Raw genomic sequence first — 12,155 nt, forward strand, 5'->3', positions numbered from 1 at the left:
TGCGGACGGAGATGCTACCGGCTACAGGCTCGGCGGCCCCTGGCGCACCTTTTCCAGCAGGGATTCTGCGGTGTCCTTGGCGGGATCCCACCAGGACTCGATCCACCAGGTGACGCCGGCGTCAGCCATGGCGCGTGCCTGCTCGGCGGCCTTGGCGGGGTCCGTCGAGAGCTTGCCCTGCAGGATGATCTCGAACGGCCGGTCGCCCCTTGTGTCCGTGGCGTTCGTCCCGGTCTCGTCGGACCGGTGCGCCGTGAGCCAGTCGACCAGCCCGGTGATCTGCTCCGTCGTCAGGTCGTCCGCCGTACCACGCAGCTGCGGGACGATCCCGTCCCAGCGCAGCGTGCGGCGCAGGTTCTTGGCGGGCGGTCGCTCCGCGTCCCAGACACCGACCGGCCACACCGGGATCCGGCCGTTCACCGGCTGCTCGGGAAAGCGGAACGGGCCGGTGCTGATGTGTTCCCCGTGGAACTCGAAGTCTTCCCCGGACCAGGACTGCTCGAGCCAGGCCAGGGTCTCGTCCAGCTGAGCTGCCCGCTCCTTCAGGCCCGTGGCCTGGCCGGGGACCGAGGTGAAGCCACGGTCGTCGGTCACGCCGACGCCCACGGGCAGCACCAGGCGCCCGCCGGACAGGCGATCCACGGTGAGCGCGCGCTGCGCGAGCTCCCACGGGCGGTGCCGAGGGATCGCGAACACCATCGCGCCGAGCGTGATGCGCTCGGTGACGGCGGCAGCGGCGGCGAGAACCGAGAACGGGTCGTAGACCGGCATGGCCCACTCGCCGTCCAGGTTGATCGCGTCCCACGTGAAGAAGCCGTCCCAGCCGTGCTCCTCGGTCTCGCGGGCGAGAGCGACGTGCTGGTCGATCGTGCCGAAGCTGCTGATGAATCCGAACTTCATACCGTTCCTCCGAGTGGCGCAGGGTGCTCGTCCGACATCGCTGACCACGCTACGCCGAGCCACTGACACCATTAGGGTGAGGCGGTGACCAGCGCCGTCGAGAGCACCACGACCGAGAGCACCAGCACCGTGGAGACCACCAGCACCGAGAGTGACGCAGCCCTGCAGAGCACTGTGGAGATGTGGACCGACGGCGCCTGCAAGGGGAACCCAGGCCTGGGCGGATGGGGCGCGCTGCTGCGCTTCGGCGAGCACGAGAAGGAGCTGTTCGGCGGTGAGAAGGTCACCACGAACAACCGCATGGAGCTCAAGGCCGTGGTCGAGGCGCTACGGGCGCTCAAGCGTCCCAGCACGGTCATCATCCACGTCGACTCGTCGTACGTGATGAACGGTATGAAGACCTGGATCAAGGGCTGGAAGCGCAACGGCTGGAAGACCGCGAGCAAGCAGCCGGTCAAGAACGTGGACCTGTGGCAGGAGCTCGACGCCGAGGTGGCCCAGCACCAGGTCAGCTGGGTCTGGGTGAAGGGCCACGCAGGCGACCCGGGCAACGAGCGGGCGGACGCCCTGGCGAACCTGGGCGTCGACAGCGTGCGCTGAGGGCGCCGTACGGGCCTGTTTCGGCCCGGCCCGACCTCCTTGCGGGAGTTGTGGCGGTAACGAGACCGATGTCACGTCACCACGATTCGCGCACACTAATACCCTTGTCCCATGGCTTCCCACTACGACGTCGTACTCCTCGGTGCGGGCCCCGGCGGCTACGTCGCCGCGATCCGCGCTGCCCAGCTCGGTAAGTCCGTTGCGATCATCGAGGAGAAGTATTGGGGTGGTGTCTGCCTCAACGTGGGCTGCATCCCTTCCAAGGCTCTGCTCCGCAACGCTGAGCTGGCCCACATCTTCAACCACCAGAAGGACCTCTTCGGCATGACCGGAGACGTCACGTTCGACTTCGGCAAGGCGTTCGACCGCTCGCGCGACGTGGCCGGCGGCCGCGTCAAGGGCGTCCACTTCCTGATGAAGAAGAACAAGATCACGGAGCTCGACGGCCGCGGTACGTTCCGCGACGCGAACACCATCGAGGTGGCCCTGAACAAGGGCGGCAGCGAGACCGTGACCTTCGACAACGTCATCATCGCGACCGGCTCCGAGGTGCGTCTGCTGCCCGGCGTCGAGCTGTCCTCGAACGTCGTGACCTACGAGGAGCAGATCCTCACGCGTGAGCTGCCCAAGTCGATCGCCATCGTCGGCGCCGGCGCCATCGGCATGGAGTTCGGCTACGTCCTGAAGAACTACGGCGTGGACGTCACGATCATCGAGTTCCTCGACCGTGCGCTGCCGAACGAGGACGCCGACGTCTCCAAGGAGATCGCCAAGCAGTACAAGAAGCTCGGCATCAAGCTCCTGACCTCGACCGCCGTCCAGACCGTCAAGGACGACGGCTCGTCGGTCACCGTCTCCTACAAGGGCGTCAAGGACGAGAAGCCGGGCGAGCTCGTGGTCGACAAGGTCCTCATGGCCGTCGGCTTCGCGCCCAACGTCAGCGGGTTCGGCCTCGAGAACACGGGCGTGGAGCTCACCGACCGCGGTGCCATCGCCATCGACGAGCACATGCGCACGAACGTGCCGCACATCTACGCCATCGGTGACGTCACCGCCAAGCTCATGCTGGCGCACGTCGCGGAGGCGCAGGGCGTCGTCGCGTCCGAGACCATCGCGGGTGCCGAGACGCAGCCGCTCGGCGACTACCGGATGATGCCGCGCGCCACGTTCTGCTCCCCGCAGGTCGCGTCCTTCGGCCTCACCGAGCAGCAGGCTCGCGACGAGGGCTACGACGTCAAGGTGTCGTCCTTCCCGACGATGGCCAACGGCAAGGCGCACGGCCTCGGCGACACCACGGGCTTCGTCAAGCTCGTCGCCGACGCCAAGTACAACGAGATCCTGGGCGCCCACATGATCGGCCCGGACGTCTCCGAGCTGCTGCCCGAGCTGACGCTCGCGCAGAAGTGGGACCTGACGGCCGACGAGGTGGCGCGCAACGTGCACACCCACCCGACGCTGTCGGAGTCGGTGCAGGAGACGGTGCACGGTATTGCTGGGCACATGATCAACTTCTAGTTGGTCGCTCGGCCGCCTTTGGGTGGTCGGCCTGGTCAGAGGCCCGGATCCGCGGAATTCCGCGGGTTCGGGCCTCTCCGCGTCCTGGGGTGTCGTGGACACCTATGGGCGTGAACGGTCCGGGATCGCCGCCACTTATGGCACGGGGCGCGACGACGAATACGAGACAGACAGCTTCGCGCCGGACGGTGCGCGTTCACCGGTAAGCAACGTCGTTCTCATACGGATGGCGCGATGAGCCCGTTGCAGTTCGAGCGACCAGGTCGCGGAACTTTCATTGCCGGCCGACGCTTCATTGCCTACCGTTCGCCATGTCGCGGAGAAATTTTGCATGTCGGGCACATGGGGAGGGGTCCTTGATGAGGCCGTCTGATTGGTCGCCGGTGGGGTTGGACTCGGATCCGACGCCGGGTGACCCGGTGCTGGTGCTCTCGGGTGGGCAGGAGTACTTGGAGGTCGCGTCGTCGATCGACAACGCCGCGAGTGCGATGGGTCGCCTGGATGTCGAGGGCACCGTCTCGCAGGCGGTGGATGCGTTGATGGAGCGCAAGGAAGACACCATCGGCGAGATCCGCAAGGCCCACGGCCGGTACGTCGCGGCGGGTGAGGCCCTGGTCGGGTACGCCTCCTCGTTGGAGCGTGTCCAGTCGGAGACGTTGACCGCGTTGGACCAGGCGCGGGATGCGCAGGATCAGGTCCAGGCCGCGTCGGGGTCGAAGGACCGGTGGCAGGACCTTGCCGACAGTGCGAAGGACGAGACGGAGAAGGCGGAGTACGAGCAGAAGGCCCGTCAGGCTGATGGTGAGGCCGACCAGGCCGCCGGTGTGATCAGCTCGGCGAAGTCGACCATCGACTCCGCGGTCTCGGACCGGAACCGCGCGGCGGAGCATGCGATCGACCGCATCGAGGAGATCACGTCCTCCGACGACCTGAATGACGGGTGGTGGGACAACTGGGGGTCCAAGCTCGTCGCCGCGATCGCGGACATCGCGGACATGATCTCCACCATCGCGGGCATCCTGGCGATCATCGTCGCCTTCATCCCGGTCGTCGGCACCGCCCTCGCCGGAGTGCTCATCGTCATCGCCGCCGTCGCAGCGATAGTTTCCGCGGTCGCGAACATCACCCTCGCCGCGACGGGTGAACGGTCCTGGGCCGAAGCCGGGCTCGCGATCGCCGGTGCCGCGCTCTCCCTCGTTGGCCTGGGTGCTGCGGCCAAGGCCGCGACCGGGCTGGCCAAGGGCATTAGTAAGACCGCGGTCAAGCAGGGCATGAAGAACGGGTGGTGCAAGTTCGGGTTCGGGGCCTGCTTCGTGGCCGGGACCCTCGTTCGCACCGTGGATGGCGACAAGCCGATCGAAGACATCCGCGCTGGGGACAAGGTCTGGGCTCGCGACCTGGCCACAGGCCTGGACGAGTTGCGTCTGGTGGAGGAGACGTTCGTTCGAGAGACGGCAGCCCTGTACCACCTGATGGTCGATGGCGAGCGGATCTCCACGACCTCGGAGCACCCGTTCATGGTCCACGGGATGGGCTGGATCGAGGCCCAGGATCTGAAGCGGGGTTACCTGCTTGCCACTGAGACGGGCACGGCCGCGTTGGACGACGTCGTCGTCGAGCACCTGGACCCGGAGGCTGTACCCGGTGCCGGCGGGCCTGTGGTGGTGTACAACTTCCACGTCCAGTCGCACCACAACTACTACGTGTTGGCTGGCGATCAGCCCGTTCTCGTCCACAACACCGGCGCCAATCACGGCAAGGCGGCGTCGAAGCTGATCGGCAAAAATGGGACGAGGACGGACGGCAGTGTCACCGTGTGGAAGACCAAGAGCGACAAGTACCGGATCGATGTCGAGAACCCGCCCAACCGGGACGGGCAGATGCACCTCCAGGAGAAGATCCCCGGCAAGAAATCCTCCGAGGCGCCGAAGTACCAGTGGGACTTCGAGAAGGGTGAGTTCAAGGATGTTCCCAAGTCGACCCAGAAGGAGCTCGACAAGACCGATTATGAAAAAGGCGTGGCGAAGGGCTTGAAGTATCTAGGTGAGGACTGATCCAGCATGCGCGAAATGACATACGAGTCCAGCCGGGTCTTGACGGAGATCACAGGGATCAGCGATCCGAGTGCGCCACTGGATGTCGAGCTGCCACTGCTTTATAGCGCGACGGTCGACGCTGGGTGGATCGAGGACGATGGGGCCTGGTTCCTGAAGAAGTTCTACGAGTCGTACCACGGCGTCGAGTCACAGTTCCGGGACCTGACCGGCCTTGAAGCGGCGGCAAATGGTCGCGCGATCCCGGATGACGACCTGCCACCATCTGGAAGCACCGGACGGAACCTCGCAGAACGAGCACTGCATTTTGCTCGCAGTGCGCTCGAGGCGTTACCAGAGGAGGCCCCTCCGGTGACCGCCTTCATCACGATCGGGCCGGCGGTGTACGACGAGACGGTCATCGAGGGGAGCGTGACCTTCTGTGCGGATCACACGGGCGAATCGCCCTACATCGAAGAATTCGCGGACTCCGCGAGGGGTGTCATAGCGGTTCGATCGGAGCGGAAGGCTGCGGTCACCGACGCCGGATGACCGACCGGTCCCGACACCGCCCCAGGACGAGCCGCCGGCTCAGAGGGAGCCGCAGTTGGTGGCCACGGGCTGATCCCGGCAACAGAGTGCAGGCCGGGCCCGTCAATGCAGGCCGGCCTGCACCGTTTCGGGACCAGACAGGCCTGACGGCGGCGATGTGTCGCACCTGAACCGGTTGGGTCACGCACCGCACGCCGAACTCATCGTGTCCGCCGACTGGCTCGCACCTGGCGGTCGCAATGATCATGACTGCCGCCGCAGAAGCCTGAAAGGATGCGCGACATGGAGACGGTGACGTTGTGGCGGCCGACGGGCCCGAAGGAGCTGGCCCTGGTCGAGGCCTCGGGGCGGCAGGCGTGGCCTCCCCGCCTGAGCGACCAGCCGATCTTCTACCCGGTGCTGAACGAGGACTACGCGACGCAGATCGCCCGGGACTGGAATGTCAAGCACTCCGGCGCCGGGTTCGTGACGCGGTTCGAGGTGCGCAAGGAGTTCCTGGACCGGTACGAGGTCCAGCAGGTCGGCGGGTCGACGATCCTGGAGTACTGGATTCCGGCCGAGGACCTCGACGGGCTCAACGCGAACATCGTCGGAACTATCGACGTCGTCGCGGAGTACCGATGAGTGCCCGGTTTCCCTGCTCTTGCTGTGGGCACCTGGTGTTCGACGAACCGCCGGGGTCGTACGCGATCTGCGGGATCTGCTTCTGGGAGGACGACCCCATCCAGCTGCGCTGGCCCGACTGGACGGGCGGGGCGAACGGCCCGTCTCTGATCGGAGCGCAGCAGCTTTACGCGGAGCTCGGCGCGATGGAGCCCCGGTTCACCCGTTTGGTGCACGAGCCGACCGACGACGAACCGCTCGATGCGGACTGGCGCGTGATCGATCTGACGATCGACTCATTCGAGCCCAGAGAGGTCATCGAGCGTCCGTGGCCGAGGGACCGCACCACCCTGTACTGGTGGCGTCCCACGTTCTGGCGCCGTGAGCCGGTCGACGAGAACTCCTGAGCGCGCTTGCGCTAACCGCGCAGTGCGTGGACCTCGTCGGGCGTCATGTTCGGTCGGAGGGAGACGACGTCGTCCGCCCAGTGCACGACGACGATCCCGCCATCGGGGAATGTCGCGTGCTGGGTCAAGAGAGAGATGAACTCGGCTGCGAGCTCGACATCGCCCTCAATTCCGATGCCCTGGTTGTCGGCGTGGAAGTTCGCGAGGAGGACGCGCTGGCCATCATTGAGCTGGAGCTGTTTGGTCAGTACCCGAGCCAGGTCAGCCAGTTCAGGACCGGTGATGTCGACATCTTCGGCGGCGAACGGCCACTGCCGCACAGCAGCCGTGGCGATCCTGTCAGGATCGAACCTGTGCTCGCCCGGGGTGAACTCGGCGGCCTCCATGCTGTTGGTCGTCAGTTCGACGACGCCGTCACCATTCATCACTTCATCGCCGGCCCTCTGCATCCTGAGCAAGGTCTCGTCCATCTCGTTCACCGCGCGCTCGCGAAGGAACTCCGGGAGCGTGTCGGGAACGCAGGAACTGCTCGTCGTGCTCACGTGTTTGGCGTCTCCGACAGCACCGTACTGAGAGGTGAAGCCGTCTGGGTGGGCATGAACCATCTTGCCGTCGCAGTCGTGGAAGCATACGAGTCGTGTCGGGCGGCGGCCACGGCTTCGTTCGTCTGCTTGGCTGTCACGGTTGCTGGGTGTACGGGCGGAACACCTGTTCTGTATCCATGAAGAGGTCCGAGAACAGTTGGCTGCTGACCGTCCCGTGCAGGATGCCGAGCAGGAGATCAGTGGTGGACAGGTCGAACCTCTCCCATCGTGCGCCGTCACCGTCCTCAACATAGATCGGGTACACACCCGTCTTGTTGTCGGCATCGACGCGCCAGAAGAGCGTCTCACCGTGACCGGTGGTAGCCCAGGCAATCAGCCGTGCGTCCTCGGGTAGGTCCGCCGGGCGGAGCTCCGGGGCGTCCTCCCAGAAAAGCAAGAGATCTTCGAAGACGCCGTTCGAGTCCAGTAAGTCATGACTCCGCAGGGGATCACCGGGCGAATACAGCCGTAGGTCGTTGAACCAGACGCCCGCTCCGCCCGCAGAAACGAGTTGGCGGTAGTCCGCCGGCAGCTGCATATCGAGTTGCTGCTCGACGTACGTCCAGTCCACCGGTTGTACGGGGGGCGTGAGGTGGGCAGCGTCGATCAAACTTTGTGTGCTCATGCTCGGTTCCTTGTGCCGAAGCGGAAGCCGTGCTCGTTCCTAGGCAGATTTCCGGCCTTGACCTCGGCCGAGTAGAGGGGGAGGTCCTTGTTCGGGAGAGTGTAGTCAAGCCGGTACCCGTTCGAACCTTCGGCCTGAATGCGGATCGTAGAGGGGACGACAGCGCCGCCGTCGTACCTCGGGGTCACCTTGTAGGCGACATCCTCACCTGCCTTGACCACGTTCGATACTTCCCGTTCGATCATGCGCTGCCATGGGTTGTTTGCTCGTTCGTACTGTGCGACGAAGTTCGCGGCGTGATCGTTCGGCCCGCCGAGCAGAGCACCATGGAGGTGGCCGGAATGCAGTCCGTCTGCGGCACCGAGGGGAGTGACCTTCGGATCGGTCGCGCCGCCGATCGTGTCCTTGGTCAGCTTCGTCTCGATCCCGGCTGGTCGGCCGAGATCGTCGACGTGGTAGAGCGCTCCGTCCAGGTCGTAGGTGTGGCTCTTGATCAGGTCGGCAGGGTTCCGTGGATGCCGTTTGAGGAGGAGCGCAGGGTTGATCGCGCCGGTCTCGTCAGCCCAGTCGAAGGCGTCGCGGCGTGTGGCCCACCACAAGCGGGGGTCGGCGACCAGGTCGTCTGCTGTGTTGCGCAGGACGCGGCCCGTTGCGGCGCCCGCGAAGTTGCCGGGTGCGAACGTCAGGGCGACGCCGAGAGTGTCGGCGGCAAGCTGGGTCGGGGTGGCGGTGGCGATGTAGTCGCGGGTGGCCTGCCGCGGGTCGCGGACGAAGGTCGCGATGCCTGCTGACTTGTCCAGACCCCAGGTCAGGACGCCGGAGATGCCCAGGGCAAGTCCGAGCGACCCGCCGGACAGCACGATCAGCGCGGCGATGCCGGCGCCGATCGCGAGCTGGGCAAGCAGCGGTTGGTCGTGCCACCAGTCGGCGAGCGCATCGAGTACTCCGGCCAGCCACTGGTCGGGGCTGCCCGCGGAGCCCGGGGTGGTGTCGGACGGCAGGCTCGGGAACTCGAAGTCCGGGTCCAGGGACGGGAAGTCGTCCGGGGCGAACGTGGGCAGGTCGCTCGGCGCGACGGTCGGGATGTCGGTGGGCGGAACCGTCGGCAGGCCGGTGGGCATCTGCGTGGGCAGTTCGGGCAGATCCGTCGGTAACCCGGATGGAGGCCCGGTCGGGAGTCCAGTAGGTGCGTCGGTGGGGTTCAGCCCTGGGAGCTGGTACTGGTCGTTGGTGGAGGTCCCGATCTCGCGGGCCGTGGCCGGCGCGGCGGCGAAGACCAGCCAGCCGAGTCCGGCCAGGACCGCGACGGCCGCCAGGCGTCGCGCCCATGGGTGGATGGGCGCCGAGGCGTGCTCGTAGGCCAGTTCTCGCAGCGTCCGTTGCCCGGAGATCAGGGTCGCACCACGTGCGGCTGCGACCCTCCGGGGCTCGACGGGCTCGTCGTCGTCCGGCGGGCGTCGTGCGTGCCCGGCGAGCGCCTGAGCCAGATCGCGTACGACGACCCAGACCAGGCTGGTGATCGCACCAGCGACGGTGTTCACCATGGCCGGGGCACCGAGGGCGGGGCGCGTGACCCATGTAGGTGCGGGACGCCCGGTGAGGTTGGCAGCCGGGCGGGCCGCGAGCCGGGCTGCATCGACCAGGAGACACACCAGGACCAGGAGCAGGAACACCGTGATGCGTCCGTGCCCGTGGCCCAGGAACGACCAGGGGACGCGCAGCCACCAGGGGATGGTTGTGGAGTCCGGGTCGAGCCAGGCGGGGGTGTCGCCGTCGCCGGGCAGGGCGCTGAACAGCTCCAGGCCGGCGTTGTACATCGCGTGGTCGGCGATCGTGGACCACAGCACCACCAGAGACAGTGCGGTCAGGGCGAGCGCGGTCAGCCGACGTCGTGCCTGCCAGGCTGCGACAGCCAGCCCGACCACACCGGTGACCAGAGCGGTCATGATCGCGTGCCCGCCGAACTCTCCGGCCGTTGTCGGCGCCAGCAGCGCCCCTTCGGCACTCATCGGGCTCGGGATCGGCGTCAGCCCGAACTGGACGTATCCCGGCGGCAGGACGGCGTCGGGCGTCATGCCGAACAGGGAACCAAGGCCTGCGTTGCCGGTCGCCAGAGCGGTGCGTCGCACCGATTCCTCCACGGCGAGGAACGCCGTACCGGACGCCAGGCCCAGCAGGAGCCAGTCGACTGTTGCGAACCGGGCGGCCCGCCGTGGCGCGAGTAGGACCAGGACCGCGACGGGAACGAGCTTGGCGGCCTCTTCCACGATGCCGGCGATGGCGACCTGAGCACCGGTCTCCGTGACGGCGAACAGGTCGAACTGTGCGACCTCGCCCGCCATGACCGTCGTGACCAGGCCGATGCCGATCGACCACGGGACGCACAACGCGAAGAAGCCCAGGTACCCGGACCAGGTCAGCGTCTTGGTCCGCGCGAGGGCGAACCACGCGACCACGACCCACAGGCAGCCGAGGTAGGCGCGCATCCCCAGACGCAGCTCGGGGAGGAACAGCCACAGCCCGAGCAGCCAGAGCAGCGACCCGGCCAGCACGACGGTCCGGGCCACCATCCACACCCGGGCGGCACGCGGGTGCGAGCCGAGCCAGCGGGAGCGCCATACGGCCAGGTGCTGCCACCATTCCCGCGGTGCAGGGCGGGAGCTTGTGATCGGCGCAGAGGCGGATGCGCGCCCGAGCGGTGTCGTGGTCATCCTCAGCTCCCTGCCGTGAGAATCCGGGCAAACCGTACGGGGGTGCAGACGTTGGGGGCAAGGAAGATGGCATGACCCATCCGTGAGCCCGTGGCGCGCGGCAGCAGGGAACGGGCAGCAACTCTCGCGGTGTGTCCGTGTGCCGGCCGGCCGCTGGACCAGGTGGTTCGTCCAGGAGCGTCAACCGGGTGGCTTGCGATTCACGTGGACGGGCGGCATGCGTAGCCTGGAAGCTTGTCTGCACGCGAGGGGGGTCGCTGATGGCTGGTCTGTGGGGTCGGAAGTCTCGTGCGAAGAGTTGGAAACGCGGCCTGTGGGGAAGCACGACGAAGGGCCGTAGCAAGAACCTGGCCAAGCGCCTGTGGGGGAGCAGCAGCAAGCGCCGTAAGGGCGGCGGCCTGTGGTGAACGGGTGCCGCGAAGAGGTCGGTTCAAGCGACCGGTAGCGAGCTAAGTGTCGCGATGGCCGCGGGACGGTCTGAAACAGGGCCGTGGGGGAGCCCTGCATCGCGAGTTCGGACGACCTGCGTGCCGCGTGAGCTGACACATGCAGTAGTCACTCTCGTGTCCCGGCGCTCGCGGGCCCGGGGACGGCCGTCCTGGCGCCGAGACCGATATGGGACCATTCGCTCACGAGGATGAGGGGTGGCGCCGTGCATGGTCCCGCAAGCGGACACAGTTCCATCGGAAGCAGCCCTATCGGGCGTGCGCTCGCCATGCTTACTGCGACGCTCATCCTCCTGACCGGATGTTCGTCGACGGCGGACTCGAGCGAGTTTCTCAAGGGCCTTGCCTCGGTTCGGTCGAAGCTCGTCGCCGCGGGATTCGACGACGCGGGGGTGCACGCAGGGCGCAAGGAGTACCTCGAACACCCCGAGGAATCGGTCGACGTCGTGACGATCGTGCTGCTGCACGACTCCATGGAGGGTGACGTCGCGCGGAAGACGGCTGCCACTGTGGTGTGGAACGAGCTGCCGATGAGGTTCGACATCCTCGCGATCGAGTATCAGGGTGAGGTCCGGGAGGTCGAGTACGACTGGCTGGAAAACGAGCTCGGGCCGCGTCCTGTTGGCCTCGACGACAAGAGCGTCGGAGACCACGTGGCCGGCGTGGGGAACGTACTGATGGTCGTCGGAGCGATCGCCTTCGTGGTTCTCCTGATCGTGGCTGTTCCCGTTGTCGTGCTGATCCGAAGGAACCGCAGGAAGAGGGCGCGGCTGCCCGCGCCAGGGCACGATCGACACCAAGGTGAGCACTCCGGTGCTGACCACGGTCCAGGTCCCGATCGAGAGCGGTTCGCCGAACCCTCGTGAGGCGGTCGGGTGCAGACGGTTGTTCACCCGGGCGAACTCCCGAGCCTGCATCTGCAGGCCCGACGCCTTGCATCACTGCCGTGCGGATGAAATCGGCCTCCCGTGCTGGCGCGAGCTACGCGTGGTGCCGCATCATGCGGACGGAGATTTCGGACGAGGACGGCAGGTGGGGATGATCGGGAGCCCGGGGGCACGTGCTGCCTCTGCGAGGCTCGTCCTCGGCGGCTACACCGGCCGTGGGTACTTCGTGACGTTGGTTTGCGCGCTCATGCTCGTGCTTGGTGGCGTCGGGATCGCTTTCGCGACCTGGTCC

At 66.8% G+C, this 12,155-nt stretch carries 11 protein-coding genes; 7 read left to right on the forward strand and 4 right to left on the reverse strand.

The window, feature by feature from the left end:
* Positions 1 to 21: 21 nt before the first annotated feature.
* Positions 22 to 900, reverse strand: a complete 879-nt coding sequence (locus LUM46_RS05445) for an LLM class flavin-dependent oxidoreductase (RefSeq protein WP_274992765.1) — start codon at positions 898 to 900, stop codon at positions 22 to 24.
* 180 nt (positions 901 to 1,080) lie between these two features.
* Between LUM46_RS05445 and rnhA the strand changes: the two genes are divergently transcribed.
* The 6 genes from rnhA (at position 1,081) to LUM46_RS05475 (ending at position 6,610) form a co-directional block, all read left to right on the forward strand.
* Entirely contained in the window at positions 1,081 to 1,500 is a 420-nt protein-coding gene (gene rnhA / locus LUM46_RS05450) for a ribonuclease HI (RefSeq protein WP_274993076.1), read from the forward strand.
* Positions 1,501 to 1,611: 111 nt separating this feature from the next.
* Positions 1,612 to 3,015, forward strand: coding sequence for a dihydrolipoyl dehydrogenase (gene lpdA, locus LUM46_RS05455; RefSeq protein WP_274992766.1), 1,404 nt, complete (start codon positions 1,612 to 1,614; stop codon positions 3,013 to 3,015).
* Positions 3,016 to 3,464: 449 nt separating this feature from the next.
* Positions 3,465 to 5,069: a polymorphic toxin-type HINT domain-containing protein gene (locus tag LUM46_RS05460; protein WP_274992767.1), complete on the forward strand. Its 1,605-nt coding sequence runs from the start codon at positions 3,465 to 3,467 to the stop codon at positions 5,067 to 5,069.
* Between the two features lie 15 nt (positions 5,070 to 5,084).
* Positions 5,085 to 5,600 carry a hypothetical protein gene (locus tag LUM46_RS05465; RefSeq protein ID WP_274992768.1) on the forward strand — a complete coding sequence of 172 codons (516 nt, stop codon included), beginning with the start codon at positions 5,085 to 5,087 and terminating at the stop codon, positions 5,598 to 5,600.
* 282 nt (positions 5,601 to 5,882) lie between these two features.
* Positions 5,883 to 6,224 carry a hypothetical protein gene (locus LUM46_RS05470; protein ID WP_274992769.1) on the forward strand — a complete coding sequence of 114 codons (342 nt, stop codon included), beginning with the start codon at positions 5,883 to 5,885 and terminating at the stop codon, positions 6,222 to 6,224.
* Positions 6,221 to 6,610, forward strand: coding sequence for a CPCC family cysteine-rich protein (locus tag LUM46_RS05475; RefSeq protein WP_274992770.1), 390 nt, complete (start codon positions 6,221 to 6,223; stop codon positions 6,608 to 6,610). Before LUM46_RS05470 ends, LUM46_RS05475 begins: the two co-directional genes overlap by 4 nt.
* Before the next feature lie 11 nt (positions 6,611 to 6,621).
* Here LUM46_RS05475 and LUM46_RS05480 read toward each other — a convergent pair whose 3' ends face one another.
* The 3 genes from LUM46_RS05480 to LUM46_RS05490 all read right to left on the reverse strand — a co-directional run bounded on the left by LUM46_RS05480 (position 6,622) and on the right by LUM46_RS05490 (position 10,530).
* Positions 6,622 to 7,152 (reverse strand): hypothetical protein, encoded by a 531-nt coding sequence (locus LUM46_RS05480; RefSeq protein ID WP_274992771.1) that lies wholly within the window; start codon positions 7,150 to 7,152, stop codon positions 6,622 to 6,624.
* 136 nt (positions 7,153 to 7,288) lie between these two features.
* Positions 7,289 to 7,819, reverse strand: coding sequence for an SMI1/KNR4 family protein (locus LUM46_RS05485; RefSeq protein ID WP_274992772.1), 531 nt, complete (start codon positions 7,817 to 7,819; stop codon positions 7,289 to 7,291).
* The gene (locus tag LUM46_RS05490; RefSeq protein ID WP_274992773.1) at positions 7,816 to 10,530 is read right to left on the reverse strand and encodes a DNA/RNA non-specific endonuclease; all 2,715 of its coding nucleotides are present in this window, start codon (positions 10,528 to 10,530) and stop codon (positions 7,816 to 7,818) included. The genes LUM46_RS05485 and LUM46_RS05490 overlap by 4 nt, the downstream gene beginning before the upstream one ends.
* Before the next feature lie 637 nt (positions 10,531 to 11,167).
* Here LUM46_RS05490 and LUM46_RS05495 point away from each other — a divergent pair.
* Positions 11,168 to 11,842, forward strand: a complete 675-nt coding sequence (locus LUM46_RS05495) for a hypothetical protein (RefSeq protein ID WP_274992774.1) — start codon at positions 11,168 to 11,170, stop codon at positions 11,840 to 11,842.
* Positions 11,843 to 12,155: the final 313 nt, after the last annotated feature.

Origin of the sequence: Promicromonospora iranensis (assembly GCF_028994805.1) — a bacterium.
GTDB lineage: Bacteria > Actinomycetota > Actinomycetes > Actinomycetales > Cellulomonadaceae > Promicromonospora > Promicromonospora iranensis.

Excerpts from the sequence above, each read along its gene's own strand:
- LUM46_RS05445 (WP_274992765.1), bottom strand. The coding sequence starts at position 900 with ATGAAGTTCGGATTCATCAGCAGCTTCGGCACGATCGACCAGCACGTC.
- rnhA (WP_274993076.1), top strand. The coding sequence starts at position 1,081 with ATGTGGACCGACGGCGCCTGCAAGGGGAACCCAGGCCTGGGCGGATGG.
- lpdA (WP_274992766.1), top strand. The coding sequence starts at position 1,612 with ATGGCTTCCCACTACGACGTCGTACTCCTCGGTGCGGGCCCCGGCGGC.
- LUM46_RS05465 (WP_274992768.1), top strand. The coding sequence starts at position 5,085 with ATGACATACGAGTCCAGCCGGGTCTTGACGGAGATCACAGGGATCAGC.
- LUM46_RS05470 (WP_274992769.1), top strand. The coding sequence starts at position 5,883 with ATGGAGACGGTGACGTTGTGGCGGCCGACGGGCCCGAAGGAGCTGGCC.
- LUM46_RS05475 (WP_274992770.1), top strand. The coding sequence starts at position 6,221 with ATGAGTGCCCGGTTTCCCTGCTCTTGCTGTGGGCACCTGGTGTTCGAC.
- LUM46_RS05485 (WP_274992772.1), bottom strand. The coding sequence starts at position 7,819 with ATGAGCACACAAAGTTTGATCGACGCTGCCCACCTCACGCCCCCCGTA.
- LUM46_RS05490 (WP_274992773.1), bottom strand. The coding sequence starts at position 10,530 with ATGACCACGACACCGCTCGGGCGCGCATCCGCCTCTGCGCCGATCACA.
- LUM46_RS05495 (WP_274992774.1), top strand. The coding sequence starts at position 11,168 with ATGAGGGGTGGCGCCGTGCATGGTCCCGCAAGCGGACACAGTTCCATC.